This window comes from Paraburkholderia franconis (assembly GCF_009362735.1).
GTDB classification, from domain to species: Bacteria; Pseudomonadota; Gammaproteobacteria; order Burkholderiales; family Burkholderiaceae; genus Paraburkholderia; species Paraburkholderia franconis.
The window spans coordinates 171,430-196,951 of record NZ_WHNP01000001.1 but is presented as its reverse complement, the minus strand read 5'-3'; the positions used below and the strand labels follow the sequence as shown (position 1 = coordinate 196,951).

Below are 25,522 nucleotides of genomic sequence, written 5' to 3'. Positions count from 1 at the left end.
GTAGTTGGCCAACGACTTAGGGCGTCCCAAGAAGCGGACTGGACACAAGCACTGCGGCTGCGACGAGCACGCCTGCCAAAACAACAGACTCGACATGGAGAACAGCTGCGAACCGTTTCAATGGTCGTGCTGTGATTTCAGTCCGCGCTTCTTTAAGAGACGAGAGCAGCCGGGGCATTCCAAAGAAACGATTGTGTCCGCCAAGTGCGGCCGCTATGACCACGAGCGCGAGCTTGAGCAGCAATATCTGACCGTATGACAGAAGGCAAACCGCGTGTTCAAAAGGTAGTTGCTCTCGAATCAGCGCAGGAATCGGCAATACTCGGTTATGCGGCGAGCCTGGAGGGCGCCAGCGAGCATCCCCTCGCACAGGCAATCACAACCTACGCGAAGGAAGCAGGTGCAGCGACATCGCAGGTTGAAGCGTTCGACTCTGTTCCCGGAAAGGGCGTGACCGGAAAAGGTTGATGACGGCGCGTTGCTGATTGTCGCGAAGAACGACCGCTCGCTGCGCATCGAGGTCGGATACGGCCTTGAAGGCGCACTCAACGACGCGACCATTAGCCGGATTATTCGGGAAGTAATTGTTCCGAGGTCAAGCAGGGCGACTTCTATGGTGGCATCGCCGCCGACGTCGAGAGCATCATGAACGTGGTCAGCGGCGAGCCACTACCCGCTCCGACACCACGTTGCGGCGAATCGGACGGTACTGGACGGCTACTGCCGGTATTGTTTGTGATGGCAGTCGTCGCTGGTGGCTTGCTACGCGCCTTGCTCGGCCGGTTGCCCGGCGCCGTTGTGACGTGGCGTGCTGGCGTGGGTTCTTTCTGGCGCAATCGTCGTCGCGGTCGTTGCCGGAGCAATCGCGCTCATTTTCACGCTTGTCGGCAGCGGGATGGGTGCCTACGTTGGCGGACGGTACATTGGTGGCGGGTCAGGCGGGTTTGGTGGCCGCTCAAACCGCGATATCTTCAGAGGCGGCGGCGGATTCGGCGGCGGTGGCGCCTCGGGAAGGTGGTAGCCATGGACCTGAAACGAATCATCCGGCATCTCTTGATGACCCGCTGGCGGGTCAGGGCGGCGTTTCCACCGCGTACCCTGTTGGCCATCGAGGAAGCCATTCGCGACAGTCACAAAATCCACATTGGCCAGGTGATGTCTGTCGTCGAGGGTGCGCTGCACAGCGCGGCACTCTTCGATGGTCTGACCGCACGCGAACGCGCAATTGACGTGTTCTTGCAGCTCCGGGTATGGGACACGGAGCACAATAACGGCGTTCTCATCTATCTGCTATTGGCGGACCGCGACGTTGAAATCATTGCGGACAGAGGGATTCATTCGCGGGTCTCGGGCGATGAATGGGAAGCTGTCTGCCGGATGATGGAGGCGGCGTTTCAGCGCGGAAAATACCAGACGGGCGCCGTACGGGGTATCGAGCAGGTCACCGCACTGCTCAAGAAACACTTCCCGGCCCATAGGCCACCACGAGAAGAGTTGCCAAGCTCTCCTGTCGTGATGTAGGACGGCCACTCCTTTCTTTAATGGCCTCCACATCAGCCCAGTGCCGCCAGCAACTTCATAAAATTGCGTTTCGCACGATAGCTTTCCCGGATACTCTCCAGCTCATCAGCAAACTCGGCGTGCTCATTCAGTTGCGCCCGCAGCTTTCCAATGGTCCGCACAATGCCGAATGCTTCATCATAACGGGCGTTCCGTGTGCCACTGTCGGCGGCAACGGGCAGCAACCGGTGATAAAGCGCAATGGCGTCGTGTGGATGAGTTTTCGCGCGAACGGACGCCATCGTTGCCCACATATGTGTCGCCACCGGACCGCCGCAAAAGGCTTCCCAGGCCGCATCGGGGTCGCGTCCGTCGAGAAATATTCTGACCAGTTCCGTGCGCGTCATCGAATGCCAGACACTGCGCTTCGTTTTGGTCGGCGCCTCCTCTGTGCGAACGAGCGACCAGAGATGATTGAGCGCACGTTCGCGTGTCGCATCAGGATGGCCGGTTGCCTTAGCGACATCCATCAATGCGACGAATGCGTCTGCAACCGGGCGCATCTCGAAGCGCTGCCACGCGAACGCATCGGCTTTTGCGAACTCGCCACGGCGCCGGTATTCCTGAATGCAAAAGTCCAGCAGGCGCTGGTCCACATTCTTCCCCGATTCCGAAAGACCGCGCACTGCCCACGACAAGGCGTCGTCGAAGCGGTCATGCTTCGCGCACAGTTCTGCCACATGCAGGAAGCGGTAAGGGCTCGACAGGTCCTTCGAACGGATGCGAATCAGTGCGCCGAGGTCGCCGTCGCGCTCCGCCAGCGATGTCATTGCATGTTCCAGTCGCATGCGCAGGGGTTCGAACGACCTGCGGTATTCGTTGCCCGGTGGCAGTGCGGGCAGACCGTCCCATCCGTCTTCTACAAGCTCGCGGTACCTGCGAAGCCCCTGGTCGCCGAACGCCTCCTCGTAAGCCGGCAGCACATCGTAGAACGTGTCCCACACGCTTGCGGTCTGAGCGCGGAACAGGCGCTCCGCCAACTTCGTCGGGTCGGGCCGTGTCTGCAGACACCCTTCGAGATGTACTGCGGCAAGCTCGATGATGGCTGGCATCACATCGCCCCCGGAGTCATCAATCTGTTCAAGACTCTTTTCAGCGCCGGCAATGGCCAGTTCAGCGAGTTCCACGACCTGGCCGGCGTGTGGACTTGCAAGACGCTGTCGCAGCATGTCCGCTAGCGACATCAGGCCATCGCCATACGCGCCCGCCTCACGCCAGTCGAGCGGACGCGAGATGCGCGTCGCCTGTCGCACCGCTATCTTCATGCTCTGCAAGTCACCGGCGGCCGCTGCGCGCGCCGCGAAAAGCAGCTTGTCGCGCAGCGTCCTATCGTGCTCGGCGGCCTCTAGCAACAGGTCGCGCACGGCTTTCTCGTTGAGCGTCTCCACGTATTCGCGAATCAGCTCTTCATACGTCTTGCGCTTCCTGCGGGGCTTCGCCGACTCCACGTCCTCGTCATGGAACACTTCTTCGCCAGTGTTCTCGAGCCACGACAGCGCGACCGCCACGGCATGCTTGCAGAAGACGCCGTCGTCGCCGACCGGACAGTCGCATTCGTACGTCAGCTCGCCGTCGTCGCCCACACCAAGCTCGACGCTGTATCGATGAGTGCCACGAACATGCGCGCGAAGCACGCCATCCCGCTCCTCAAGCCGCGATACCGCGCCTTCGTGGAAATAGGCCTTGCCTCGGGCAAACGTCTTCGCATCAGCGAGCAAATGGACTTCGGCAAGCCTGAGGACGCCCTGAAGCGGTGACTGGGTTGACATAGCGAGCATCCATCTATGCGAGTCGACGGAGAATTGTAGCCCGCCCGCCATGCGGCGCCGTATTCGCGTTGCCGCCAGCGGTAGTACGATATTCGTCTGCACGCCACGCGCGATGCTTCGCCAGGCGCCGGCGTGACCTTCCGTACAAGGAGGAGCCATGCGCGTACTGATAGTCGGCGCAACGGGACTGCTCGGCAAGGAAGTTGTGCGACTGCTCTCCCCCGAACATCAGGTCATTAGTGCCAGCCGCAACGGACCTGACCTGTCCGTGGACCTCACAGACAAGCCATCCATCGTCTCAATGTTCCAGCAGGTCGGAACTGTCGATGCCGTGATTTGCGTCGCCGGTGCGGCGAAATTCGCACCGCTCGAATCGCTCACGGATGACGATTTTGCGTTCAGCCTGGCCAACAAGCTGATGGGACAGGTCAATCTCGTCCGATGCTCGGTTGGTCACGTTACCCAAGGAGGGTCCTTGACGCTTACCAGCGGCATTCTCTCCTTGCATCCGGTCACAGGGAGTGCCGTCGTGGGCATCGTGAATGCAGGGGTCGAAGCGTTCGTGCGGTCCGCGGCACTTGAGCTGAAGGGTAAGGCGCGGGTCAATGTCGTCAGCCCAGGCTGGGTTTCTGAAACACTTGCCGCAATGGGACAAGCCTATTCGGCAGGTATTCCCGCTGCGGTGGTGGCCCAGGCGTACAAGCGAAGCCTGGTCGAGGACATCACGGGACAGGTCATTCCAGTCAAGAAGTCGTGAAAGCGGCGCCGCGGTCGCTAAATGCAGCGCTGCCGCAGCAACGGCGTTCGATTTCAGTCTTGCCGTTTTAACTCGTAGCAACGCCGCGTTTCGTACTTAACCGCAGCCAGGCGAAGTATTGAGGAGACGACCATGAACCTCGCCGGCAAGACGCTGTTCATGTCAGGAGGCAGTCGCGGTATCGGACTTACCATTGCACTCCGTGCGGCACGTGACGGCGCGAACATTGTGATTGCAACGAAGACGGCCAACCCGGCCCCGCGGTTTGAGGGCACCGTGCATACGGCGGCAGTCGCCGTGGAAGCTGCGGGTGGAAAGGCGCTTGCGCTGGTCGTCGACATTCGCGATGAGGAACGCGTAAAAGGGCGCGGTTGCCCGGGCCGTTGAGGTGTTCGGCGGCATGGACATACTCGTGAACAATGCCAGCGCCATCCGACTGACGGGAACACTGGATACGCCCGTCAAGCGGTACGACCTGATGCACGGGGTGAACGGCAGAGGCAACGTTTGTCTGTGCCCAGGCCTGTACATTTAGAAATGTAACAAAACCCAACACCCTTCCCTCCGCTTTGACGAATCTTGAAGTCAGTCTGGAAAAGTACCGTTGGGATTCAGGTCTTCGGGCTTGACCCATTTGCGTGTGTGCAAATTCATTCGGCCTCTTCGGAATAGCGCGGCCGCGCTCATCGGCGCGAACCTAGGGTTAACACCTGGTACTATGTCAGGTTGTCAAGACCAGCACACTGTTTCGTTCGTTTTCTCGCCGGGCAGCGTGCGGCTTGCGGCTGGATGCGTCAGGGAAAGAGCAGCGCGCCCGAGCGTTCCAAAGCATGCCGCGCAGCGACGAGCGTGCTACGGGCAGCGCGGGCGTCGGCGGCAACCTGCAGCAGGCCGCCGAGTTGCGACGGCTGGCGTGCCAGTTCGCGCAGAATCGGGCCGATAGCCGTGGTGCCGTCGTCGCGCAAGCCCGCCGTCGCGGCGGACGGCAGCGTGCGCCACGCCGGATCGACGACGGCGCGGCAGACCGCGAACGGCAAACCGTTCGCCTCGGCGATCGCGCCCGCGAGGTGAGATTCCATGTCGACGGCGAGCGCGCCCGTCGACGCATACAGCGCCGCCTTGTCCGCTGCGCCGACGAGCGGCGCGCCGACGCCCGCCATCGGCCCGCGCCGCAGTTTTGCGCTCAGCGGTGTCGCGCCGAGCGCGGTGACGATACGCGCCGACCAGCGCAGATCGGTATTGACCTGGCCAAGCGGACTCTGCACGCTGCTCGCGACAATTAGCGTGCCTGGCGCGAGTTCCGGCGCGAGTCCCCCCGCCGTGCCGAAGCTGACGATGCCCGCGCAGCCGCGCGCGACGGCTTCGTTGAGCGCGCGTTCGAGCAGATCGGCGCGCGCCGCGAACACGGCCTCGACGCCCTTGCCGCGCGCGATGCGCGCCTCGAACGCCATGCCTGTGACGGCGATGACGGGCAGGCTCGCGTTCATGCGATCGGGCCGAGCCGCCATCACATGCCGACGGTGACGCGCTTCTCGCCCGCGCGCGTCATGTTGCGGTAGCGCGCGAGCGCCCACAGCGGGAAGAACTTGCGATAGCCGTGGTAGCGCAGATAGAACACGCGCGGGAAGCCCGTCGCGGAGAAGCGCTCTTCGTCCCACAGGCCGTGGTCGCGCTGCTCGCTCTTCAGGTATTCGATGCCGCGCGCGACAGCGGGATGATCGACGTAGCCGGCCGCCATCAGCCCGAGCAGCGCCCACGACGTCTGCGACGGAATGCTCCGCGCCTTTTCGTAGCCGCGATAGTCGAGCTTGTAGCTGGTGCCGTCTTCGCCCCAGCCGCCGTCCGGGTTCTGGATCGACACGAGCCATTGCGCAGCGCGTTTGATGCGCGCGTCTTCCAGCGAGATGCCCGCCGCGTTGAGCGCGCACAGCGCCGTCCACGTGCCGTAGATGTAGTTCATGCCCCAGCGGCCGTACCAGCTGCCGTCGTCTTCCTGCTCCTTCAGCAGATAGTCGTACGCGCGGCGCGCCGGCTCGCTCGTCGCAGGCATTTCGCCGAGTTGCGCGAGCATCGACAGGCAGCGGCCCGACACGTCCGCCGTCGGCGGATCGAGCAATGCGCCGTGATCGGAGAACGGAATGTTGTTCAGGTAGTACTGCGTGTTTTCCGGCTCGAACGCGCCCCAACCGCCGTCGCTGCTCTGCATGCCGACCACCCACTCGCGGGCGCGCGCAATCGCGTTGCTGTCGACATCCGATTTCGTCAGCGCCGCCGCGCGATGCATCGCCATCGCAACCACGGCCGTGTCGTCGACGTCGGGATAATGGGCATTGTTGTACTGGAACGCCCAGCCGCCGGGACGCGTATCCGGACGGCGCGAAATCCAGTCGCCGCGTACGTCAAGTATCTGCAGCGGACGCAGCCATTCGAGGCCGCGCAGCACGGCCTCTTCGGCGCGCTCGTCGCCCGTTTCGAGCAGCGCATGCGCCGCGAGCGACGTATCCCACACAGGCGACAAGCACGGCTGGCAATACGCTTCGTCTTCGTGGACGACGAGCAGCTTGTCGATCGACTTGCGGGCGATCGCGCGATTCGGATGATCGGCGGGATAGCCGAGCACGTCGTACATCATCACCGAGTTCGCCATCGCCGGGAAAATCGCACCGAGGCCGTCTTCGCCGTTCAGGCGTTCATCGACGAACGCTACGGCCGCCTTGGTCGCGCGCTCGCGCGACGCCTTCGGGAACAGGCCGTCCGTCACGCGCAGCACGCTGTCGACGGTACGGAAAAAGCCGAACCAGCCTTTGCTCTGATGGCCCGAGCGCGGCAGCAGGCCCGTCGTGACGGGCGCGCCGCGGAACAGTTCGTCGATGCGCACGCCGCGCGGATTGCGCGCGACGGGGCGCTTCGCGTTCAGCACGAGCAGCGGCACGATCACGGTGCGCGCCCAGTACGACACCTTCGACAGATGGAACGGGAACCACTTGGGCAGCAGCATGATTTCGACGGGCATCATCGGCACTGCGTACCACGTCACCACGCCGAAGAGCGCCAGCAGAACGCGCGTGAACACGTTCGACGCCTCGGCGCCACCGTTCGCGAGAATTGCCTCGCGTGCGCGGATCATGTGCTCGGCGTCTTCCGGATCGCCGATCATTTTCAGCGCGAAGTACGCCTTCACGCTCGCGCTGATGTCGAGCGCGCCATCGGTGAAGAGCGGCCAGCCGCCGTTGGGCAGCTGGATGCGGCGCAGATAGCGCGCGATCTTCTGTTCGAGTTCGACGTCGGGCGTCTCGCCGAGGTAATGGACGAGCAGTACGTATTCGGCGGGAATCGTCGCGTCGGCTTCGAGTTCGTAGACCCAGTGGCCGTCGTCCTTTTGCGCAGCGAGGATCGCATCGGTTGCGCGCGTGACGGCGGCGTCGAGCGCGTCGACGGGCGCCGCGCCCGTCGCCAGCGCGGCCGCGACGGGGGCGTGATCGTCGATCAGCGTTTGAGGCAGTGCATCGCCCAGCGTCTGGGTCATGGATAGGTCGTTCATCGGCGTTCCATCAGTTCATTCAACAGCGTATCCGCGGCCTTCCGGCCCGAGCGGATCGCTCCTTCGATGCCCGCTGGCAGGCCGGTTGCCGTCCAGTCGCCTGCAAGCATCAGATTGTTCCAGCGAGTGCGCGTAGCGGGACGGCGCATCTCGTCTTCGGGCCGCGCGGCGATCGTCGCGCGCGGCTCGACCGTCAGCTGCCACTTCAGCGGCAGATCGTCTGACAGACCCGTCGCTCTCGCGACGTCCTTCCACAGCATGCGCGCGAGTTCGTCACGCTGCGTATCGACAAGACTCGCGGCGTCATACGCCGTCACCGACAGACGCCCGTCGGATGCGATCAGCCAGTCCGCTGTCGCGTTGACGAGGCCCGTCAGCGGCGGGTGGCCGAGCGGCGGCTCGACGGCGTAATGCGCGGTCACGACGGCGGAGAACCGGCCCGGCGCCTGCACGCCCGGCAGCAGCGCTTGCGCGACATCCGGCGTCACGGCCAGCACGACGGCCTCGTTCGCGCCGATTTCGACGCGCTCGTCGCCGAAGCGCAGCGCGCTCACGCGGCTCTCCGACGCGTGCGCAAGCTCCAGCGCGTCGAGCCGCGTGCAGAGCCGGATTGCCGCGCCGCCGTGCTGCAACAGGCGCAGCGCCGGTTCGACGAAGGCCGAGCCCAGCCCGTTGCGCGCGATCAGCGGCCGGCTCGCGGCCCCGCCCGCCGCAAGCGTGTCGCGCAGCGCCGCGCCCGCGAGTTCGGCCGTCGCGTGGCGCGGCTCGATGTTCGTCATCGCGAGCAGCAACGGCCGCAGCATGCGGTCCCACAGCACGCCGTTGCTGCGCATCGTCTGCGCGACGGTGCGGCCGGGCTTCGCGAACAGCAGCGGCACGATGGACAGATAGTCCGACCACACGGTCTCCGGCACGCGCGCGCCGGCCTCGAAAATCCACGCCGGAAAACGTCCCGGCGATATCCGGACGGTCCAGCGCCGGTTCGTCGCGAGATCGACGAACGGGTATTCGGGCTGGATCGGCCCGACGAGTTCGTCGGCGGAACCGATTGCGCGCAAGTAGTTCAGCGTCGCTTGCTGGCCCGACAGCATCAGGTGATTGCCGCTGTCGACGGTGCCCGCGAGCACGCGGTCGTAATACGAACGGCAACGGCCGCCCGCCTGTTCGGCCGCTTCGTACAGGATCACCTGCGCGCCGCGCCGCTGCAGCTGCACGCCAGCCGCCAGACCGGCCAGCCCCGCGCCGATCACGTGGACCAGCTTGCGCATCAAAAGAAAGCGTAACGCGCGACGATGGCCAGCATCCGCAGCTTCGGCTTGCTGATCTTCGTGCGCGGAATGTCGAAGCCGCGATCCAGCGTGCGATCGAGCAGCACGCGATAGACGCCCGACATGATGCGCGGCGCGCGAACCTGCGCGCGCGGCTGCGCATCCATGATCGCGTCGGCGGCGGCGAAGTGCTGCTTCGCGCGCTCGGCGAGCGTCGCGCATACGTGCGGCAGCGACGGATCGTCGGCGACAGTGAGCGGATTCGACGTCGCGATGCCTTCCCGCGCGAGCAGCTCGTACGGCAGATAGCAGCGATTGATCGCGGCGTCTTCGTCGATATCGCGCAGGATGTTCGTCAGTTGCAGCGCGCGTCCCAGGTGATGCGACAGTTCGATGCCGGGCTGCTCCTGCATCCCGAAAATTCTCACCGACAGCCGGCCGGCCGCGCTCGCGACGCGGTCGCAGTACAGATCGAGCGTCGCTTCGTCCGGCGCGCAGATGTCGGCGGCGGCGTCCATCGCCATGCCGTCGATCATCGCGTGGAAGTCTTCGCGCTGCAGGTGAAACGTGTGGATGTGCCGGGTCAGCTCGCGCAGCGACGCGCGCGGCGAGCCCGCGTAGCACGCGTCGATGTCCGCCCGCCAGCGCTCCAGACCCGCGGCGCGTTCGGCGCGCGGCAGGTCGCTGTCGGCGATGTCGTCGACGGCGCGGCAGAAGGCGTAGACCTGGTACATCGCGTCGCGCTGCGCCGGCGGCAGGATGCGCATCGCGAGATAAAACGAGCTGCCCGAACTTGCGGCGGCTGCGTCAGTTTGTGTGTCGTCCACGACGAGGTTGGAAACGGCCAAGACGATCTCCGCTGAGACACCCACGACGGGGCGATCAAGAAGTCATGCCTACCCGCAGGGCAAGCCGCCCGCGCGCGCGGACACGCGCGAAACTCCAGCCGCAAAGGCCGGAAAACGGCGAAAAGTATACCAACCTTTGACAGGCGCCGCAGAAACAGCGAGCAATCGCGCGAGTGCGGCGAGCGCGCAGCCGCGCGGTTAATCGGCATGGGATGTCGATCGGATAATGCCGGCGGCATTTGACGCAAGGTCAATCAAAATCGCTTGGTCGCCGTCTGATTATGGCGTTGAATGGCGGGCTATCTCAAATTAGGACTTGTCTGAGATATCGCGAGGCAAATCGCGATTACATTTGTCGTCGCTATGAACGCCGAAGGACGGCTCGCAAGCCGAACCGCTGTCTGCCGGGAAGACGCGGACATCGAATAGTCGACATTTTCCTGGCGTCGATTTTCCGATTGATTATTTCCAGCGCTAATTGGTGAATTATTTTTTTGCATCCAACGCTAATTAATTTAAAAAATCCGTCAATTCCATTTGATTCAACGAATATCATGAAATCCCATATGTTTTTTGCAGCACCTCTTCTCGCCGCTTTTGCGTTTTCGGCGCCCGTCTTCGCGACGCAAAACGACGAAGCCGTGATCCGCCAGATGGAGGAAACGTGGCTGCAGGCAAGCATGCATCGCGATCGCGACACGCTCAAAGCGCTGCTCGACGACTCATATCGCGAGATCACGCCGGCAGGCATGGCGCGTACCAAAAGCGATGTGCTGAGCGCGCCGCCTTTGCCCGCGGGCTCGACGCAGACGCTGCAGAATGTGGTGGTTCATGTGGACGGCGATCGGGCCGTCGCAGTCGGCGAGGATCACTTCATGGCGCCGAACGGTCAGTCCGCCGTGTTCGCATTCAAGGCGACTTCCTGCGTCGCGACGGCCAGTGGCGCATCATCGGCTCGTCGATGAGCCGCAAGTGAATCGGCACAGCGGGCGTCGGACACGCGCGGCTCGTGCCGGCGGGCGCCCGGCCCGCGCCGCCAAAACAACTCAGATGAACGCCACCGAGCGGTTGCGCCCCTGCCGCTTCGCGCTATAGAGCGCGGCGTCCGCCTCGTTGATGAGCGCTTCGTAAGCCGGCACGCCCACCCGCGCCGACGCGCCGCCGACGCTCGCAGTCACCGGCACGTTCACGCCTTGCACATCGACGGCTGATTCGCCGATCGTGTTCCGGATCTTCTCCGCGACCTGCATCGCATCTTCAAGCGGCGTGCACGGCAGCAGCAACGCGAACTCCTCGCCGCCGAAACGCCCGAACGTATCCTGCGCACGCACGACATGCGACACGCGCCGCGCCATCTCGCGCAGCACGGTATCGCCGACCATGTGGCCGAACTGGTCGTTGATCTTCTTGAAGTGGTCGAGATCGAACAGCAGGATCGACAGATTGCCGCCGTAGCGCTGCCAGCGCGTATATTCGTCGCGCAGCCGCGCTTCGAAGAAACGGCGGTTCGCGATGCCCGTCAGACCGTCGCGGTCCGCGTATTCCTGCAGTTTCGCGACAGCCTCTTCGCGCTCGCGCTGCACGATGCTCACGTGCGTCACGTCGCACACCGTCACGCAGACAGCCTCCACTTCGCGCTCGCGCATGATCGGCATGAACGTGCAGTCCTGCTGCATGTAATCGACGCCGCCCGTGATCGGCCGGTCATGATCGAACCTGAACAGATATGGGCGCTGCTCCCACGAACTGAACGCAAAGCTACCGAGCTGGAAAACGCTTTCGACCTTGCGCGTGAGCCACACGCGCGGCAGTTCCGGAAAGCTCGCGAAAATCGACTTGCCGACTACCTGCTGCGCCGACAGTCCGCTGTGATCGTGCATGAAGCGGTTCCACATCAGCACGTTCATCTGACGGTCGAGCACGAAAATGCCGAATCCGACCCGTTCGACGACCAGGTCGCTCAGCGTTGGAAGCGGGGCATTCATAGGCTGGAAAGCAATGCATCCAGCGCGGTGCTCAGATGACGGATCGAGTCTTCCGCCATCAGCATCACGAGGTGGGCGCGGAAACTCTGGTCCTCCAGCGCGAAGTTCACTTCGACCAACAGCGCGGCTTCCCAGGCGAGCACTTTCGGCTGGAATACGTCGTCGAGCGACATCGCCGAACCGAGCAGGCCCGGCGGCGAAAACACCGGCGTGCGCCCGAGCTGGTCGAGGATGCACGACACGCACGCGCCCGTCAGGATGTTCGCGACGTCGAACATGAGTTCTTCCTGCGACGTCGCCTCATACGTGGACTTCGAGTACGGGTCGCTCACGAGCGCGCACAGCTGCTCGATGCTGCCCGTGCGGCAGATCACGAGCGCCTCGCCCTTGATGTCGGACCGGAAGCCCTGCCGGACAGCGCTGACGGGCTCGTTGATGCCCGTCATGTCACGCAGCGCCTGCGCCGCCTCGCGCACGGCGACCACGCGCACGCGCGGCACGGAAAGTTCGATGAACGCATCGAGCAGGAGCGCGAGGCGCGTCGCGGCCTGGCCCATCGCCAGATTGGCGATTTCCTGCAGCGCGTCGCGCTGCTCTTCGTTTAGGACTGGCTCAGACATACAACCCGTACTCCTTCAGGATGGGAAGCAGCGCCTCCGGGGTCACGGGCTTGGCGATAAAGGCAATCGCGCCAAGCGCGCGCACGCGTTCCCTTGCCATCGGCTGGACATCGGCGGACACGACGATCACGAACGTATTGAGGTCCTCGTGCTGCAGAGCCTCAAGAACCTGATAGCCCGTCATATCGGGCATCGTCAGATCGAGAAACATCACCGATGCGCGGCCCTTGCGATAATGTTCAAGCGCTTCGCGGCCGTTCGACGCATAGGTAATGTCGACTTTCCAATCCTCCGGCAATGCCTTGGTGAGCACCTTGCGGGCAAGCAGCGAATCGTCGGCGATCACAATGGGCAAAGACATGGCAGTGGACGGGAAACGGAGTGGGCTCGTACGTGTTAACGGCGGCGCGAATTCAATCTTTAGTGGCCGCTCGCGCAGTTGCGCAACGGAACCGCACGGACGAGGAGTAAGCGGCAAGGAGAAGCGCTCGGCACGAGCGATGCTCGATACCGATGGCGGCCCGACGGACGCGCCGTACGGCGCTGCTGCACGCGCGGCGCGCGGCCGATGCAGTGTGCACGCAATGGACAACGTCAATGACCGGCATTTTCGAAGCCTACCCCGTTGATCATGCTGCGGCGGCAAGACGGCGTTCATGGCTCCGTGGTGCCCCGCTGGTCTCCGCGAGGGTTTGGCGGGACTTGCACGGCATGCAATGCCCGGGCCCTCGCGCGGATTTCGCCCGATCATGGCGGGCTGAGTATTTATCGTTGCGCAATTTTCGAAGTAAATTGGCGAAAAGGCAACTCGCCAACGCGCATTCGTCGAACGAAATCCGCTCAAATCCGTCTCATATTAGAATGAACATCGTCACCAGCCGAACCGGAGATCGTTTTTTTACTTTTGTGTACGTTTGCGCTTCCGGATTCGTCGCTGATTTGCAAACGTGTCCGGAGTACGCGTTCAAGCCTCGATGGGTCGCGGCCGTTGCGCGCATAGTTGCATTGCGCGCGAATAAGCCGCGCACCGAACCTATGATGAGAGTTCTTCCGCTTGCCACCCGCCGCCTGCGCGGCCTGCGCCATGACGAAACCTGATCGGCCCGATTCCGTCGACGTCAAGGCTTCCGACGGGCGCATGCGCGCCGCGCGGCCGGACGAGGCCCTGTTTCCCGCCGTGCCCGAGCACAACTTCGCCGTGCGACGCATGACGCTGATTGCGCTGCTGGTGGCGGCCGTCGTGCTGCCGTGCGTGTTCGTCGCCGCGATGGCGTTCAGCGACCTGCGCTCGCGCGAAGCTGACGCGACCGATGTGACGCTGCGCACCGTGCGCGTCGCCGAAGAGCATGCGCTGAAGGTGTTCGACATGAACGAGGCGCTCGATGCGCGCGTCGTCGATCTCGTCCAGGGTCTCGACGACGACGGCATCCATCAGCGCGAAGCCTCGATCCACGAAAAGCTGCAAACGATGGGCGGCGGCTATCCGCAGATCGCGGCCATGTCGATCTTCGGCCGGGACGGCACCCTGCTCGCGAGCAGCCGCTTCTATCCGGCGCCCTCCGTGTCGATCAGCCAGCGCGAAGATTTCGTCGGCATCCGCGACGGCCAGGTGCTCGAGCATGTGTCGAAGGTGATGGTCGGACATGTCGCGGGGGAAATCGTGTTCAACACGGGCGTCGCGCGGCGCGCGGACGACGGGTCGTTCGCGGGCATCGTATCCGTCGCGTTGCGGCCCAGCTACTTCAACGCGTTCTATCGCGAACTGCTCGGCGGCAGCGATTCGCCGATGACAATGGCGCTGACGCGCGCCGACGCTTCGCTGCTTGCGCACTACCCCATCACACCGCTGTCGAAAGTCGAGGCGCCGACGCGCCACAACGCCTATACCGATGCGCTCGCCGAAGGCCGTCGCGCGGGCGTCGTGCGCGTGCGTTCGACGCTCGACGGCGAAGGCCTGATCGTCGCGTTTCGCCGCGTCGGCTCGTACCCCGTCTATGTGACGTGCGGCTATCGCACATCGGCGATCTGGGCCGCGTGGTATCGCCATCTGAGCGTGCTGATCCTGTCGATGTTCGTGCCGTCGATCGTGCTGTGGTGTGTGATCTGGCTGTCGCTCAAGCGGCTCGCCGCAGAGGAAGAAGCGTGGGAGCGCTGGCAGGCGGAAGCATCGATGCGCCGTTCGATCGAATCCGCGTACCGGCAGTCGCGCAAGATGGAAGCGCTCGGCAACCTCGTCGGCAGCGTCGCGCACGATTTCAACAATCTGCTGATGATCGTCTCGGCCAACGTGCAGATTCTGCGCCGGCGCGGCGCGGCCACGTTCGACCGCGAGCTGGCCGCGATCGAGCGCGCGTTGAAAAGCGGCCAGTCGCTCACGCGGCAATTGCTCGGCGTCGCGCGCAAGCAGCCGTTGCGCAGCGAAACGCTCGACGTCGCGCGCTGGCTGCCCGGCTGCCACGATCTGCTGCGCGCGTCGCTCGGCGCGAAGGTCGCGCTGGTGATGGACGTCGGCGTCGGCGTGTGGCCGATGCACGTCGATGTGGCCGAACTCGAGCTGGCGCTGATCAACGTCGCCGTCAATGCGCGCGATGCAATGCCGAACGGCGGCCGCTTCACGGTGCGCACGAACAACGTCAGTTTCCGTCATGAAGACGGCTTTCCGATCACGGGCGATTTCGTGCAGCTGTCGCTGGAAGATACGGGCGTCGGCATGCCGCCCGACGTGCTGTCACGCGCGTTCGAACCGCTTTTCACGACCAAGCCGAAGGGCATGGGCACGGGTCTCGGCTTGCCCCAGGTGTTCGCGTTCTGCGAGCGCTCGGGCGGCCTCGCCGCGATCGACAGCGCGATCGGCGCGGGCACGTCGGTGCGGCTCTATTTGCCGCGCGCGACGCAGACGCCGGAAGTCGAGCGCCCCGCCGAACCCGTCGCCGAGCAACGGCACGCGCCGCATGGACTGCGCATTCTGCTCGTCGAGGATAACGACGAAGTCGCTGCGGGCACGGAAGCGCTGCTGCAGATGATGGGCCACGAGGTCACGTGCACATTCAACGCCGACGTCGCGGTCGAGGCGCTCGACTCCGCACGCGCGGCGCAGAAGCGCACGGGCGAACCGCTGCCGTTCGATCTCGTGATCTCCGACATCCACATGCCGGGCAAGCTGAACGGCATCGATCTCGCCGAGCATATTCAGACCTTCGAGACCAGGCTCCCGGTGATTCTCGTGACGGGCTATGCGGAAGAACTGGAGCGCGCGCGCCACGTCGACGCGCGCATGCTGTCGAAACCCTTCGATATCGCGCTGCTCGACAAATACCTGCAGACGCTGCAGCGGGAAATCGCGCAATCGCCGACGCATCCGGCCGGTTCGAACGCACTTCCGGGGATTACCAGCTAGTTGTAAAAGCGCGCCACGCACGCGTCGATTGACGACAGTTTCGACACTGTCGCAGGTTCGGTGTCCCGTCCTTCGTCGTTCCGGCTGGCTGCTCAACCGCGCAATCCGGCATGAACGTTGCGCGTTTCACGGCATCGACGAACGAGCGGCCTCGGCGGCACCGCGGGTCCGTTCAGAAAGCCGCAGGAGACAGACATGCGACACACCGTGATTGGTCTTTTCGACAGCTATGCGCAAGCCGAGAGCGCGCGCAACATGCTCGTGCAGAGCGGCTTCGCCTCCACCGACATCGAATTGCAGGCGAACCCCGAAACGCCCGCCGATGTCGCCACCGCACATACGCCCGGCGTGATCGCCAATATCGAACGATTTCTGTCGAGCCTTTTCCAGACTTCGGGCACGACGGCGCCCGAGGCCGAGCGCTACACGGACGCCGTGCGTCGCGGCGCGGTGCTGGTGGCCGTGAACGCTGCGAGCGAGTCGCACGCGGAGCTCGCGCGCAATTCGCTGGCGCGGCTTGGCGCGATCGAGGTCAATGAACGTCCGGCTGACGGCACGCGCGCACAGGCATCGCGCGACGACGCGGCGCAAGCACGTCGCGAGCATTCGGTGATGGATGAGCTCGGCATCGGCACGCCGGCTGCAGTGCCGACGGCGGCCCAGGCGTCGAGCGATGCGCTGCTCGCCGAAGAAGCGCGCAAGCGTGCCCAGATGGATGCGCTGCACGGCGTGCCGCCCGTCGACGATCCGTCGGCGCAGGCACTCGCCGCAGCGAGCGCGCCGGGCGCCGGCGCGGTGATGCGACCCGAAACGCCGCTGCCGGAACAGCAGGCCTCGACGCGGTCACGAACACCGGAACAGCAGAAGACGCAGTCGGGCCAGTATCCGGACTACGCGGCGCCGACCAGCACCCAACCCGTCACGCCGCCGGGCGAAACACCCGGGGCGGCGGCCGTTGCATCGGCGGGCGTCGCCGGCTCAGGCGCCGTGATGACGCCCGATACGGCCGAGCCCGCGCGCGCGATGCCTCAACAGGTGCCCGACGAATTCCTCGAGTACGAGGAAGATTTCCGCGCTCACTACGACGCCCAGTACGCGGACGAAGGCTTGCGCTTCGACGAGTACGTACCCGCCTATCATCACGGCGCGACGATGGCGCGTGAAACCCGCTACCACGACCGGCAGTGGGAAGAAGTCGAGCCCGAGGTCCGCGAGCACTGGGAGCGGGACAGGCCGGAGGGCAGCTGGGAGCGGTTCAAGGCCGCCGTGCGGCACGGCTGGGATCGCGTGACGGGGCATCGTCACACGTAGCCTGAGTGCTCAGCGTGCTCCGAGAATCGCGTTCGGAAAGCGAGGCGGCGCCCGTTGCCGGGCGCTGCCGCGCGGTGTGTCGACGCGCAGCGTTAGCCGACGTGCCGCTTCACCCAATCCACATAGCGATCGACAAACTTTTGCAGGAACTTGCGCGTGTCGTCGCTTGCGATATTGCCGTTTTCGTCGATCTGGCCAGCCGTGTGTTTGATGAACATTTCCGGCTGGCCGAGCGTCGCCACATCGAGATACGCCAGCACGTTGCGCAAGTGCTGTTGCGACAACGCCGTGCCCGTCGCAGCCGGCGACGTGCCGATCACCGCGCCCGGCTTGCCGGCCCATGCACTATGTCCCCATGGGCGCGAGCCCCAGTCGAGCGCGTTCTTCAGCACGCCGGGGATCGACCGGTTGTATTCAGGCGTCACGAACAGCAATGCGTTGGCAGCGTGGATCCGCTGCTTAAAGTTGCGAGCCGCTCCTGGGAAATCGTGGTCGTAATCCTGGCTGTAAAGCGGAAGCGAGCCGATGTCCAGAAACTCAAAAGAAAAGTCTGAAGGCGCGAGCGAAATCAACGCCTTCGCCAGATGGCGATTGGTCGAGTCGCGGCGCAAGCTGCCAACGACGACTGCAATGTGATAGGCCATGTCTTCCTTCCTCGGTTGGCGCGGAATGCGCGAAAAAAAGATGCGGCCGGACAATCATAGTGGCCGACGCGTTGAACGATAGCGCCAATTTCGGCAAGCGATATGACACGCTAATCGCGCAGTGGATAAATCGGAGGACGCACAAGTTATCCACAGATTTTCTGGATAACCCTGTGGATAGGTGGAATCTTTGCCTTATCAATCAAGCGAGTTGCCGGGCGGTCGCAAAGCGCGACAAACGGTTAGCGACAAGGCCTGCGGTTACAGCTTCGATCTGAACTTGTGGACAAACGATTTCTCGAACTTTGTGTGTGAGAGGCGTCCGGGAGCGGTGTGTGCTCGGATGACATTTCTGGAGAGTTTATTGGGAGGATCACATCATGAGCCTGGATCATTCTGGAAAGTCCCATGACGAGGCGATCGCCGCGAGAAAGCAGCAGAAGCCTCGCTCGCTTGAACAACCGGGAGGCGATATGGCCGTCGACGGTACGCAGGCCGACGAGACGCATAGCTGCGGTGAGTTGTCCGAGCGCGGGAAGCAGGTCTGGCGCACGGGAAGCGGTATCGATGGAGGCGGGAAAGCGTGAAGTCGCCGGGCCTATGCGGGACGAAGAGACGGCGCCTCGGTTCTTCTTATAAGGCGCCTCTTTTGCACTTTTCGGCCAGCGTTCGATATCTAGCGGTGCGATGGCGGTGTATCGCGATAACGCGCAAAAAATGCGTTATGTGACGTCTCGTCGATGTTGACAGGGTGCCGTTCCGTCGCGGCGGGATGTTTCGCGAGCATTACGGCCGGACGGATCGGACGATGTTGGAAATTCCCGCCACAGTTAGGGCATACGTTGCGCAACTTCGTCAGCGCGCAGACTTCGCAAAACGTGCATTCGAAGCTGCAGATCATCGCATCGGTGGCGTTTGGCGGAAGCGCCTTGCCACATCCTTCGCATAACTGTCTAAGTTCCAGCATGTCGGTCCTCGCGCACGGGATTGAGTTTCGAGCGCTCCGCGATGACGCTTTGCGCGGCTTTTACCGAAGTCTATTGGGATGCGCACCAGCAAGAGTGCCAGCGATGCGTCAATTGCTGCCATGCTTTGGTCTAGGTTATCGACGAAGGCGGAGATCGGCTCAGCATCTCTTGCTAGCAACGCATTGCTGATGCGTTTGCCGTGCTCCGTATCGCTCCAGCGTGATGACGGAGCAGGCGCGGCGCGGGTTACTCAATATAAGGCGTCGCGATGCGGATAGCTTGTTTGATGCGGGTCGGCCTAATTCGCGAATTCGGGAAATAGGGCTTTCACGTTCTCCGGCGGTCGACCGACGACGGCTCGTCCGTTGCGAACGACGATCGGACGTTGAAGAAGGATCGGATGAGCGGCGATTGCTTCGTATAACTGAGCGTCGCTCAATGACATGTCGGCGAGCCCTAGTTCTTTATAGACCCGTTCCGAATCGCGGATCATTTCGCGTACCGGGCAGCCAAGCAATCGGTTGAGTTGCTCTAACTGCGTTACGGATAGCGGAGTATGAAGGTACTCGACGATCTCGACGGGTTCATTCGACGGATTGTAGATGTCGCTAATGAGTTCGCATGCGCCACGGGATTTCGAGCAGCGGCGATTGTGGTAGATGGTGATCATGGCGCCTTAGCAGGATCGGGAGGAAACGGAGGATTTTACGACCATGCTGCGCGAATCGCTTGGGCGTAACTGGGCGCGCGGTGAATCTTGAGCGGGGATCGCTCGCAAGGGGTAAGTCGTATTAGCGTTGAGGAGCGCGGCCCGTTCACTCGGTAGTCGGGTCGCGACGGATCGGTAAGGAACCCTCCGTTGAATTTATTCGGCCTGGGCGTGGCGTGTTATCTCGGCTGCGGCTGCCACAACATCTAGCCATCGGTTTGCGGACAAGCGCTGCTGGTAATGGGGCTGCCGGCCCTTCGATAAGGACCTACCACCTGGGGAACATAAAGTCCCGTGCGCGGTACATCAACGACAGCGTTTCCGTTGAATTGGAGCGTGGTTGTTCAAACCAAGGGACGATTGCGCGTCCGCATGGGCCTGCTTTATCGATCCGCGAGTCCAACATCACCAGAGGTTGAGTGCCGCAATCTGACGAGCGCGACTCTCGTATTGCTTAGCCTGGTTTGCACGCAGGCGCCCGATTGCTTCATCCCGCAAGTAGTGTCGCCAAGCGCCCCCGGTTTATGCGCATAAACAATTCACGCCTCGCACCGCAAACCGGTTGCCGCGCCGTTCTGCTCGCCGCAGACATCTTCACGATCTCGATTGGCTTTATGCGCATAAACCGGCGGTGCGCATGAAGACATGATCGACATTCGTCGCCTATCGCATTCGCGGCGAATGCATTCAATATCACCGTCTCCCACACCAACGCCGGCGGAACCTTAGTCACATCTGCAACGTCCCAACGAGCCGATCCTGTCCATACGCGATACACGGAACGCATGGCCGATTAGTCACGCAGCCTTTATGCGCATAAACCCATACCGAACGGCCTATAACCGTTGGATCTGGGCAAAATTGATTGAATTACAAATTCAACAAGGTAAAATTCAGCGGCGTACAAAAAGAGGAGGTGAACGTTGGCAGCAGAAATCATCGCAGTTACACAGCAGAAGGGCGGCGTCGGTAAGAGCACAATTGCGATGCACATCGGCGCAGCCTTTCACGAACGAGGCAAGCGCGTTCTTGTTGTGGACGCTGACGGTCAAAACACCCTCATCCATTGGGCCAGCGCATCCTCAGATAGCGAGTCCGGTATCCCGTTTGCCGTCGTCAACCTCTCCGAAGCCGGTGCGCAGATTCATCGTGAGATCAAGAAGTTCGTTGCCGACTACGACCTGATCGTCGTCGATTGCCCACCGTCCATCACTGAGAAAGTCTCCGGCGTCGTTCTGCTAGCTGCGACCGTTGCCGTCATTCCCACGTCCTCGTCTCCAGCGGATTACTGGTCGAGCGTCGGTCTCGTGAAGCTGGTGCAGCAGGCGCAGGTCATGAATGAAGACCTGCGCGCAGTCTTTCTTCTCAATAAGACCGAAGAGAAGCGAATGCTGACGCGCGAACTCAAGCGCGCATTGGAAGAACTCGGTTTCCCGCTTTTGCGAACCCAGATTCCGACGCGAGAGGCGTACAAGCAGGCAATGGCGCTTGGCCAGACGGTCCTGCAGATGAACGACCGAGGCGCCAAGCTTGCCAGCATCGAAATCCGCGCGTGCGCCGACGAGATCGCCGCTCTGCTTCCCTGAATTTATGCGCATAAAGGTACCGGAATGAAACCGTCCCAATTCGCCAAAGGCTTCCAGGCACGCCCCGATACGACGAGCAGCGAAAAGCGCACAGCACTCGATCGGCTCAACGCGATCGACGGACTTGTGCAGAATGCACCCAAGGCCTCGAACATCGCGGCTTTCACGAGCGCGCCCGCATCGTCGTCCACGATCAACGACGCCGAGCCAGCGGAAGCGGCAAACGAATCGGTCGAATACCGCAACTGGCGAGCCGAGCACGGCTACCGCCCAGGCCAGATCATTGAACTTCCGCTGAAGGCGATCAAGCCGAGTCCGTTCAATCCGCGGTACTTCTATCTGAAATCGTCGATTGCCGAACTTGCCGTCAACCTCGCGAAGCAAGGACAGCAGCAGGCCATTCACGTCATTCCTGATTACAACAATCCTGGGAGTTATTTCGTCAGCGACGGTGGTCGACGTGTTCGCGCATTGAAGGAGGCGAACAACGAGACGGTAAAGGCGATCGTGATCGATCTGCCGATCGGCATCCAGAGCTACAAACTCGGCTACGACCTCAACGTCCAGCGCGATTCGCAGACGGTGTTCGACAACGCCGTCGTATGGCGCCGCTTCCTGGACGAACAGCACTTCCAGAGCCAAAAGGAACTCGCCGAACATCTCGGTCTGGATGAGTCGACCATCGCCGTCGCACTGTCGATTTCGAAGCTGCCGGAAACCGTGATGCAGGAGATGGTGGCGCGGACAGATCGATTCGGTTCGAACATGGCGTACCAGGTTGGCCGGTATCATTCGGCGCGCGGAACTGATTCAACACTGCGTCTGATCAACAAGATTCTTTCGGATGATCTGAGCACTCGGCAGGTCGCGGACATCGTCAAGGGAAGGGCGACTGCGCAGGAAAGTGCGAAACCGGCTGGCCGTCAGCGTTACGCCCAACGGCTCGATATCAAGCTCGGTGGTGTGTCCGTCGGCGATCTGAAGTCGTACGGGGATGATCGGCTCGAACTGAAATTGCGTGGACTCACGCGTGAGAAGCGCGACGAGATACTCCGGCAAATCGAACAGATGTTATCGGAGCACTAAAGGAAAGCAACTGGCGCGCAGTGCGTGCGCGCCACGTTGCGCTCAGGCGGCTCGCGACTGACTCAATGTGAATGCAAGCAGATCGCCATCTGTCGGCTCGCCCCAGGTTCTGCGCGCGAGCCAGTCGAAGAACGCCGTTTCCGTCAGCTTCGACTCCAGCCCGCGTCGACGCCAATCGTCGCGCATATGGGTACCCAGACCTGGCAGTTCATCTTCCTCGAACGAGTGACGCGCCAGCTCACGCTCCGCTTCACCTTGCTCATCGTACAGCGCCTGTGCCTCCTTACGCCGGTACGCCACGTATTCGCCGAGAAGACGCGCTTTCAGATCATCTGCGGGTGCAGCGGCGGCGCCTTTGCCGGCAGGGGTTGAAGGCAATGCGTCGACGGGCGGGGCATAGCCCTTCTTCAAGGCGTCCTTGAACAGCGCTGGCGCGCTGCGCACGGGCGGCAGCGTCGTGCTGCGCATCCGCTGCTCCGTCATTTGCAACGCGGCGCGGATACGGTTTTCCTCGCTGTCCGCGTACAGCGTCTGCGCTTCCTTGAGCGGGATGCCGATCTTCACCATGCGATCGACAAGCGTACTGTCGAAGACGTTCGGATGCTCGTCGAGCGCAAGCATCGGCTGCTTGCGCTCGGTCACGCGAAACTGGATTTCCGCGACCCGGCGGCCTTCACGATGTTCGATCAGTTCGACAAAGATATTCGTAACGGCATTGACTTCCGCAATTGCCGGGCGCAGATAGTCGCGCTTGAAATATTTGTACTCGCGCTTGGCTTCATCGCCGGCTTCCATGTCGGGTGTGCCCGACAGGATCGGCCGCCACCACTCCCACGCCTCACGCATCGTCAGATGGCTGGGATTGGTCAGGTAGCGCACGCAGATTTCGTACAGCGCCAAACCCGCGCTGCTGCGCAACTGGCTTTGGAACTGGAGGCTCAGCCGCGCGTATTGCACCGGATCGAGCAGTTTCTTTTTGATTTTCGGCGCGAACGAGAACTCCACCCAGACGCGCCGCGTCGCGGGGTCCTCGAGAATTTCGGCGTCGGCGATCAGCGTCGAGATACCCCACTTACGCCCTGGCTTCTGGCTCGACGTGCCCTGGCTCCACTCGACCTGCACCGACACCATCCGCCGCAGGTGCTCCTTGACGAGTGCAGTATCGTTGGAATCGAAGGCGGAGTTGGCGACGATGTCGGAAAGCAGCGCGCGATAGGTGTCGCCCGATTCGTCTGCCTGCTGGGCGACTGCGAGCAACACATTGAACAGCTTGCGGGTCAGCAGCGTGATCTTGCCGCTCTTGGGCTGAATGGCAATCGCCTCGACGGCTTTGCGCAATTCAGCGGAGCTTGGGCTCACCACATCGGTTTTTTTCGCGCGCTTCGTGGCCATGCGTCGAGTCGAGAAGAGATTTTCGCGAAAGGATACCGGCTGTGGTGATGCACGTCTATAGCGGTTATCTCACCTACTTGGGGTGAAATGCGTTTACAGCCGCCAACTCACCCAGAACCACTCCCGAAAAGCCTCACCTTTTGAATTCGCACGCATTTTGTCATGGCATTGATGGTCGTGGGATTGCCTGACATGCGGTCGCCTCGCGCGCACGGCGACCGCCCAAACCGCTTCCCGTGACGGCTCACCTTTGTGCAAGTCGCAAATAAACGACGCGTGCAGATACTGCCGCTCGTGGTAGCGACGGGACCGCGAACGGCCATTTTGCCGGCGCGCTTTGTGGCTGTTTGGCCAGCCATCCAGGTCTCGTGTGTCGGTATCGGTGGGAGGCGGCCGTCCACGCCATATCCGCGGGTGCTACGACTAGGTCGGTGGATCAGTAAATGGCCGGCGGAACCCCGAAAGGTCGTGCTTTACCGGCCGATCAGCCCGCCGAAAGGAGAAATTCGCCGGCCAGAACCGATGTAGACACAAACGCGGAGACATACACGCGGACTAGCGGCTTTCCGTAAGCGGTGGGCCTCGGTCAAACCGCGAATACGTTCCCGAATGTTCTCACCTTTGCGAACGCCCGATCCGATACCGGACAGGCTTCCTGGCTCCATAGACAAATCGGGTGCGCAAAAAACCTCCTGAAAACACTCACCTGTGACCGGTTAAGACCCACCTTTTGTTTCGCCGCGGATCGACGGCCCGGCGTCCCGAAGAAGCTCACCTTTGGGGAACCACGAAGTGGAAAACCCGTAAATTTAGATACTTAGATATGCACCGCCCCTAGTTGAGTACAGTGTGTGACTCCCGGAAACTCTCACCTCAGCCCTAATCAGTAACGCAGTGATGCCTAAAATCCGACAGGCCGATTCTCCCGAAAATCTTCACCTTCGAGCAATCAACCAAATTGTGATGCCGTTGTCCAACCCGCACTGATACGACGTCTCAGCGCGATTGCGGCTTCAATGCTCCTGCATTGCCTCACCTTTGGGCCAAAACCGGTCGCGCATGATTCCCGCAAAGCCTCACCTTTCCGATTCACGAGCGGAAAAACTGGCGCAAGATATGCGTGCGGCTTTCTCTCCTGAATCCGCTCACCTTCGGGCTGATGCTCGCAACAGCCGCTCGTTTTTGCGCGCCTGCCGATCGAAACGGACGGCGGGCAGCTCCCGAAAAAGCTCACTTATCGAGATTGCGCGGCCCAAACACGAGCGCAAGAGCCCTTTGAGTCCCGAAAATTCTCACCCTGATGTGCCGTTTTCTCCCGCGAGTGCTCACCGACCCTATGAGATGCCCAGGAAATCAGTTCAATGCCCGTTGGAATTGCCGTCCTGAATCCGCTCACCCGCTTCTGCCGACGACGGAAAAGCGCCAACCAGCGTTGACGCGCCATTGATCGACCTAACCTCCCGAAAACGCTCACCTCTAGCAGATTGGCCAATCAGCGGTGTTCCCGAAGCCACTCACGACCTTTCCCGAGCCGGCTCACCCGTCTCCCCGAACCCCATCACTGCACGATCCCGCGAAATCTCACCACCCCTCCTGTAAAGCTTCACCCAATCGCGCGCAGCGCCTTATCCTATAAGGCTTTCGTCGAGCGTTAACGTCTTTAACTAAGGTTCAAAGGTGTTTACTTTTATTACTCTCAACGCGTGCCCCGCGAGTTCTTGAACAGAACGCAACACCCGCTACCACCCACGCGCTCCGTGAAACAGTGCCAAAACGTCGGGCAATCGACTAAAATGCCGTCCTAACAATGACTTACCGACTACTCTTCGATTTGTTTCACGAAGAGGCTCGCCGAATCCGGTTCGCTACGACGAATTTCGAAGATATGGAGCCTCCGTTGCAGGAAAAACGCACGCCGAGCGAAATTCGTAACAAACACTACGTAAATTGTTATGATTTGTCGACTTCTGCGACCTTGAGGCAGCCATGAATCTGGACGAAGAACGCCAGGCCATCCGAAAAGAACTCGACACGCTTCGCGCGAATGGTGCGCGTCGTCAGGAATTGTCGCTTCACGCGTG

The 25,522-nt window shown here is 62.1% G+C and carries 22 protein-coding genes and 4 pseudogenes; 12 read left to right on the top strand and 14 right to left on the bottom strand.

Features of this window, described 5'->3' with window-relative positions; translation table 11 throughout:
- Window positions 1-16: 16 nt before the first annotated feature.
- Window positions 17-256, bottom strand: a pseudogene (locus GCT13_RS00890) (CopD family protein); the annotation flags it as partial.
- Here GCT13_RS00890 and GCT13_RS49030 point away from each other — a divergent pair.
- The 3 genes and pseudogenes from GCT13_RS49030 to GCT13_RS00880 form a co-directional block, all read left to right on the top strand.
- Window positions 256-459: pseudogene (locus GCT13_RS49030) on the top strand (hypothetical protein); the annotation flags it as partial. The pseudogenes GCT13_RS00890 and GCT13_RS49030 overlap by 1 nt on opposite strands.
- Window positions 458-1,021, top strand: a pseudogene (locus GCT13_RS00885) (TPM domain-containing protein); the annotation flags it as partial. The pseudogenes GCT13_RS49030 and GCT13_RS00885, both read left to right, overlap by 2 nt.
- Before the next feature lie 2 nt (window positions 1,022-1,023).
- Window positions 1,024-1,521, top strand: coding sequence for a TPM domain-containing protein (locus tag GCT13_RS00880; protein ID WP_152754893.1), 498 nt, complete (start codon window positions 1,024-1,026; stop codon window positions 1,519-1,521).
- A gap of 32 nt (window positions 1,522-1,553) precedes the next feature.
- Here GCT13_RS00880 and GCT13_RS00875 read toward each other — a convergent pair whose 3' ends face one another.
- Window positions 1,554-3,329, bottom strand: coding sequence for an SWIM zinc finger family protein (locus tag GCT13_RS00875; RefSeq protein WP_152754892.1), 1,776 nt, complete (start codon window positions 3,327-3,329; stop codon window positions 1,554-1,556).
- Between the two features lie 157 nt (window positions 3,330-3,486).
- Between GCT13_RS00875 and GCT13_RS00870 the strand changes: the two genes are divergently transcribed.
- Window positions 3,487-4,086: a short chain dehydrogenase gene (locus tag GCT13_RS00870; RefSeq protein ID WP_152754891.1), complete on the top strand. Its 600-nt coding sequence runs from the start codon at window positions 3,487-3,489 to the stop codon at window positions 4,084-4,086.
- A gap of 132 nt (window positions 4,087-4,218) precedes the next feature.
- Window positions 4,219-4,613, top strand: a pseudogene (locus GCT13_RS00865) (SDR family NAD(P)-dependent oxidoreductase); the annotation flags it as partial.
- A 267-nt stretch (window positions 4,614-4,880) separates the two neighbouring features.
- On the opposite strand, the gene GCT13_RS00860 reads toward GCT13_RS00865, so the two are convergent.
- The 4 genes from GCT13_RS00860 to hpnD are packed head-to-tail and all read right to left on the bottom strand — an operon-like array spanning window position 4,881 to window position 9,743.
- Window positions 4,881-5,594 carry a phosphorylase gene (locus GCT13_RS00860; protein WP_152754890.1) on the bottom strand — a complete coding sequence of 238 codons (714 nt, stop codon included), beginning with the start codon at window positions 5,592-5,594 and terminating at the stop codon, window positions 4,881-4,883.
- The gene (gene shc, locus GCT13_RS00855; RefSeq protein WP_152754889.1) at window positions 5,594-7,627 is read right to left on the bottom strand and encodes a squalene--hopene cyclase; all 2,034 of its coding nucleotides are present in this window, start codon (window positions 7,625-7,627) and stop codon (window positions 5,594-5,596) included. The genes GCT13_RS00860 and shc overlap by 1 nt, the downstream gene beginning before the upstream one ends.
- Window positions 7,624-8,895: a hydroxysqualene dehydroxylase HpnE gene (gene hpnE, locus GCT13_RS00850; RefSeq protein WP_152754888.1), complete on the bottom strand. Its 1,272-nt coding sequence runs from the start codon at window positions 8,893-8,895 to the stop codon at window positions 7,624-7,626. The genes shc and hpnE overlap by 4 nt, the downstream gene beginning before the upstream one ends.
- Entirely contained in the window at window positions 8,895-9,743 is an 849-nt protein-coding gene (gene hpnD / locus GCT13_RS00845) for a presqualene diphosphate synthase HpnD (protein ID WP_152754887.1), read from the bottom strand. Before hpnD ends, hpnE begins: the two co-directional genes overlap by 1 nt.
- 566 nt (window positions 9,744-10,309) lie before the next feature.
- Here hpnD and GCT13_RS00840 point away from each other — a divergent pair.
- Window positions 10,310-10,708: a nuclear transport factor 2 family protein gene (locus GCT13_RS00840; protein ID WP_227746685.1), complete on the top strand. Its 399-nt coding sequence runs from the start codon at window positions 10,310-10,312 to the stop codon at window positions 10,706-10,708.
- 81 nt (window positions 10,709-10,789) lie between these two features.
- Here GCT13_RS00840 and GCT13_RS00835 read toward each other — a convergent pair whose 3' ends face one another.
- The 3 genes from GCT13_RS00835 to GCT13_RS00825 are packed head-to-tail and all read right to left on the bottom strand — an operon-like array spanning window position 10,790 to window position 12,709.
- The gene (locus GCT13_RS00835; protein ID WP_152754886.1) at window positions 10,790-11,728 is read right to left on the bottom strand and encodes a GGDEF domain-containing protein; all 939 of its coding nucleotides are present in this window, start codon (window positions 11,726-11,728) and stop codon (window positions 10,790-10,792) included.
- Window positions 11,725-12,348 carry a chemotaxis protein CheC gene (locus GCT13_RS00830; protein WP_152754885.1) on the bottom strand — a complete coding sequence of 208 codons (624 nt, stop codon included), beginning with the start codon at window positions 12,346-12,348 and terminating at the stop codon, window positions 11,725-11,727. The genes GCT13_RS00835 and GCT13_RS00830 overlap by 4 nt, the downstream gene beginning before the upstream one ends.
- A complete protein-coding gene (locus tag GCT13_RS00825) occupies window positions 12,341-12,709 on the bottom strand; it encodes a response regulator (RefSeq protein ID WP_090863753.1) in 369 nt (122 codons plus the stop codon). The genes GCT13_RS00830 and GCT13_RS00825 overlap by 8 nt, the downstream gene beginning before the upstream one ends.
- Window positions 12,710-12,945: 236 nt before the next feature.
- Between GCT13_RS00825 and GCT13_RS00820 the strand changes: the two genes are divergently transcribed.
- The 3 genes from GCT13_RS00820 (at window position 12,946) to GCT13_RS00810 (ending at window position 17,056) form a co-directional block, all read left to right on the top strand.
- Entirely contained in the window at window positions 12,946-13,446 is a 501-nt protein-coding gene (locus GCT13_RS00820) for a hypothetical protein (RefSeq protein WP_152754884.1), read from the top strand.
- 40 nt (window positions 13,447-13,486) lie between these two features.
- Window positions 13,487-15,745 carry a hybrid sensor histidine kinase/response regulator gene (locus GCT13_RS00815; RefSeq protein WP_407670725.1) on the top strand — a complete coding sequence of 753 codons (2,259 nt, stop codon included), beginning with the start codon at window positions 13,487-13,489 and terminating at the stop codon, window positions 15,743-15,745.
- A gap of 195 nt (window positions 15,746-15,940) precedes the next feature.
- Window positions 15,941-17,056 carry a hypothetical protein gene (locus GCT13_RS00810; protein ID WP_152754882.1) on the top strand — a complete coding sequence of 372 codons (1,116 nt, stop codon included), beginning with the start codon at window positions 15,941-15,943 and terminating at the stop codon, window positions 17,054-17,056.
- Window positions 17,057-17,148: 92 nt separating this feature from the next.
- Here the strand turns inward: GCT13_RS00810 and GCT13_RS00805 are convergent, their stop codons facing one another.
- Window positions 17,149-17,700 carry an NADPH-dependent FMN reductase gene (locus tag GCT13_RS00805; protein ID WP_152754881.1) on the bottom strand — a complete coding sequence of 184 codons (552 nt, stop codon included), beginning with the start codon at window positions 17,698-17,700 and terminating at the stop codon, window positions 17,149-17,151.
- A gap of 380 nt (window positions 17,701-18,080) precedes the next feature.
- Here GCT13_RS00805 and GCT13_RS00800 point away from each other — a divergent pair, with 380 nt between their 5' ends.
- Window positions 18,081-18,287 carry a hypothetical protein gene (locus GCT13_RS00800; RefSeq protein ID WP_152754880.1) on the top strand — a complete coding sequence of 69 codons (207 nt, stop codon included), beginning with the start codon at window positions 18,081-18,083 and terminating at the stop codon, window positions 18,285-18,287.
- A gap of 89 nt (window positions 18,288-18,376) precedes the next feature.
- Here GCT13_RS00800 and GCT13_RS00795 read toward each other — a convergent pair whose 3' ends face one another.
- Both GCT13_RS00795 and arsC read right to left on the bottom strand, forming a co-directional pair.
- A complete protein-coding gene (locus GCT13_RS00795; protein ID WP_152754879.1) occupies window positions 18,377-18,667 on the bottom strand; it encodes a DUF1272 domain-containing protein in 291 nt (96 codons plus the stop codon).
- Window positions 18,668-18,966: 299 nt separating this feature from the next.
- Window positions 18,967-19,338 (bottom strand): arsenate reductase (glutaredoxin), encoded by a 372-nt coding sequence (arsC, locus tag GCT13_RS00790; RefSeq protein WP_152754878.1) that lies wholly within the window; start codon window positions 19,336-19,338, stop codon window positions 18,967-18,969.
- Between the two features lie 962 nt (window positions 19,339-20,300).
- Here arsC and parA point away from each other — a divergent pair.
- Both parA and GCT13_RS00780 read left to right on the top strand, forming a co-directional pair.
- Window positions 20,301-20,963, top strand: coding sequence for a ParA family partition ATPase (parA, locus tag GCT13_RS00785; RefSeq protein WP_152754877.1), 663 nt, complete (start codon window positions 20,301-20,303; stop codon window positions 20,961-20,963).
- A gap of 24 nt (window positions 20,964-20,987) precedes the next feature.
- Window positions 20,988-22,049 carry a ParB/RepB/Spo0J family partition protein gene (locus GCT13_RS00780; RefSeq protein ID WP_152754876.1) on the top strand — a complete coding sequence of 354 codons (1,062 nt, stop codon included), beginning with the start codon at window positions 20,988-20,990 and terminating at the stop codon, window positions 22,047-22,049.
- Between the two features lie 42 nt (window positions 22,050-22,091).
- Here GCT13_RS00780 and GCT13_RS00775 read toward each other — a convergent pair whose 3' ends face one another.
- Complete coding sequence (locus tag GCT13_RS00775; protein WP_152754875.1) at window positions 22,092-23,441, bottom strand: replication initiation protein; 1,350 nt, start codon at window positions 23,439-23,441, stop codon at window positions 22,092-22,094.
- A 1,950-nt stretch (window positions 23,442-25,391) separates the two neighbouring features.
- Window positions 25,392-25,517, bottom strand: a complete 126-nt coding sequence (locus GCT13_RS50790) for a hypothetical protein (protein WP_321574124.1) — start codon at window positions 25,515-25,517, stop codon at window positions 25,392-25,394.
- Window positions 25,518-25,522 lie beyond the last annotated feature (5 nt).

Excerpts from the sequence above, each read along its gene's own strand:
- GCT13_RS00880 (WP_152754893.1), top strand. The coding sequence starts at position 1,024 with ATGGACCTGAAACGAATCATCCGGCATCTCTTGATGACCCGCTGGCGG.
- GCT13_RS00780 (WP_152754876.1), top strand. The coding sequence starts at position 20,988 with ATGAAACCGTCCCAATTCGCCAAAGGCTTCCAGGCACGCCCCGATACG.
- GCT13_RS00840 (WP_227746685.1), top strand. The coding sequence starts at position 10,310 with ATGTTTTTTGCAGCACCTCTTCTCGCCGCTTTTGCGTTTTCGGCGCCC.
- shc (WP_152754889.1), bottom strand. The coding sequence starts at position 7,627 with ATGAACGACCTATCCATGACCCAGACGCTGGGCGATGCACTGCCTCAA.
- hpnE (WP_152754888.1), bottom strand. The coding sequence starts at position 8,895 with ATGCGCAAGCTGGTCCACGTGATCGGCGCGGGGCTGGCCGGTCTGGCG.
- GCT13_RS00875 (WP_152754892.1), bottom strand. The coding sequence starts at position 3,329 with ATGTCAACCCAGTCACCGCTTCAGGGCGTCCTCAGGCTTGCCGAAGTC.
- GCT13_RS00805 (WP_152754881.1), bottom strand. The coding sequence starts at position 17,700 with ATGGCCTATCACATTGCAGTCGTCGTTGGCAGCTTGCGCCGCGACTCG.
- GCT13_RS00775 (WP_152754875.1), bottom strand. The coding sequence starts at position 23,441 with ATGGCCACGAAGCGCGCGAAAAAAACCGATGTGGTGAGCCCAAGCTCC.
- GCT13_RS00835 (WP_152754886.1), bottom strand. The coding sequence starts at position 11,728 with ATGAATGCCCCGCTTCCAACGCTGAGCGACCTGGTCGTCGAACGGGTC.
- GCT13_RS00800 (WP_152754880.1), top strand. The coding sequence starts at position 18,081 with ATGAGCCTGGATCATTCTGGAAAGTCCCATGACGAGGCGATCGCCGCG.
- GCT13_RS00860 (WP_152754890.1), bottom strand. The coding sequence starts at position 5,594 with ATGGCGGCTCGGCCCGATCGCATGAACGCGAGCCTGCCCGTCATCGCC.
- GCT13_RS00825 (WP_090863753.1), bottom strand. The coding sequence starts at position 12,709 with ATGTCTTTGCCCATTGTGATCGCCGACGATTCGCTGCTTGCCCGCAAG.
- GCT13_RS00810 (WP_152754882.1), top strand. The coding sequence starts at position 15,941 with ATGCGACACACCGTGATTGGTCTTTTCGACAGCTATGCGCAAGCCGAG.
- GCT13_RS00870 (WP_152754891.1), top strand. The coding sequence starts at position 3,487 with ATGCGCGTACTGATAGTCGGCGCAACGGGACTGCTCGGCAAGGAAGTT.
- GCT13_RS00830 (WP_152754885.1), bottom strand. The coding sequence starts at position 12,348 with ATGTCTGAGCCAGTCCTAAACGAAGAGCAGCGCGACGCGCTGCAGGAA.
- GCT13_RS00795 (WP_152754879.1), bottom strand. The coding sequence starts at position 18,667 with ATGCTGGAACTTAGACAGTTATGCGAAGGATGTGGCAAGGCGCTTCCG.
- GCT13_RS00815 (WP_407670725.1), top strand. The coding sequence starts at position 13,487 with ATGCGCGCCGCGCGGCCGGACGAGGCCCTGTTTCCCGCCGTGCCCGAG.
- arsC (WP_152754878.1), bottom strand. The coding sequence starts at position 19,338 with ATGATCACCATCTACCACAATCGCCGCTGCTCGAAATCCCGTGGCGCA.
- GCT13_RS00820 (WP_152754884.1), top strand. The coding sequence starts at position 12,946 with ATGACCGGCATTTTCGAAGCCTACCCCGTTGATCATGCTGCGGCGGCA.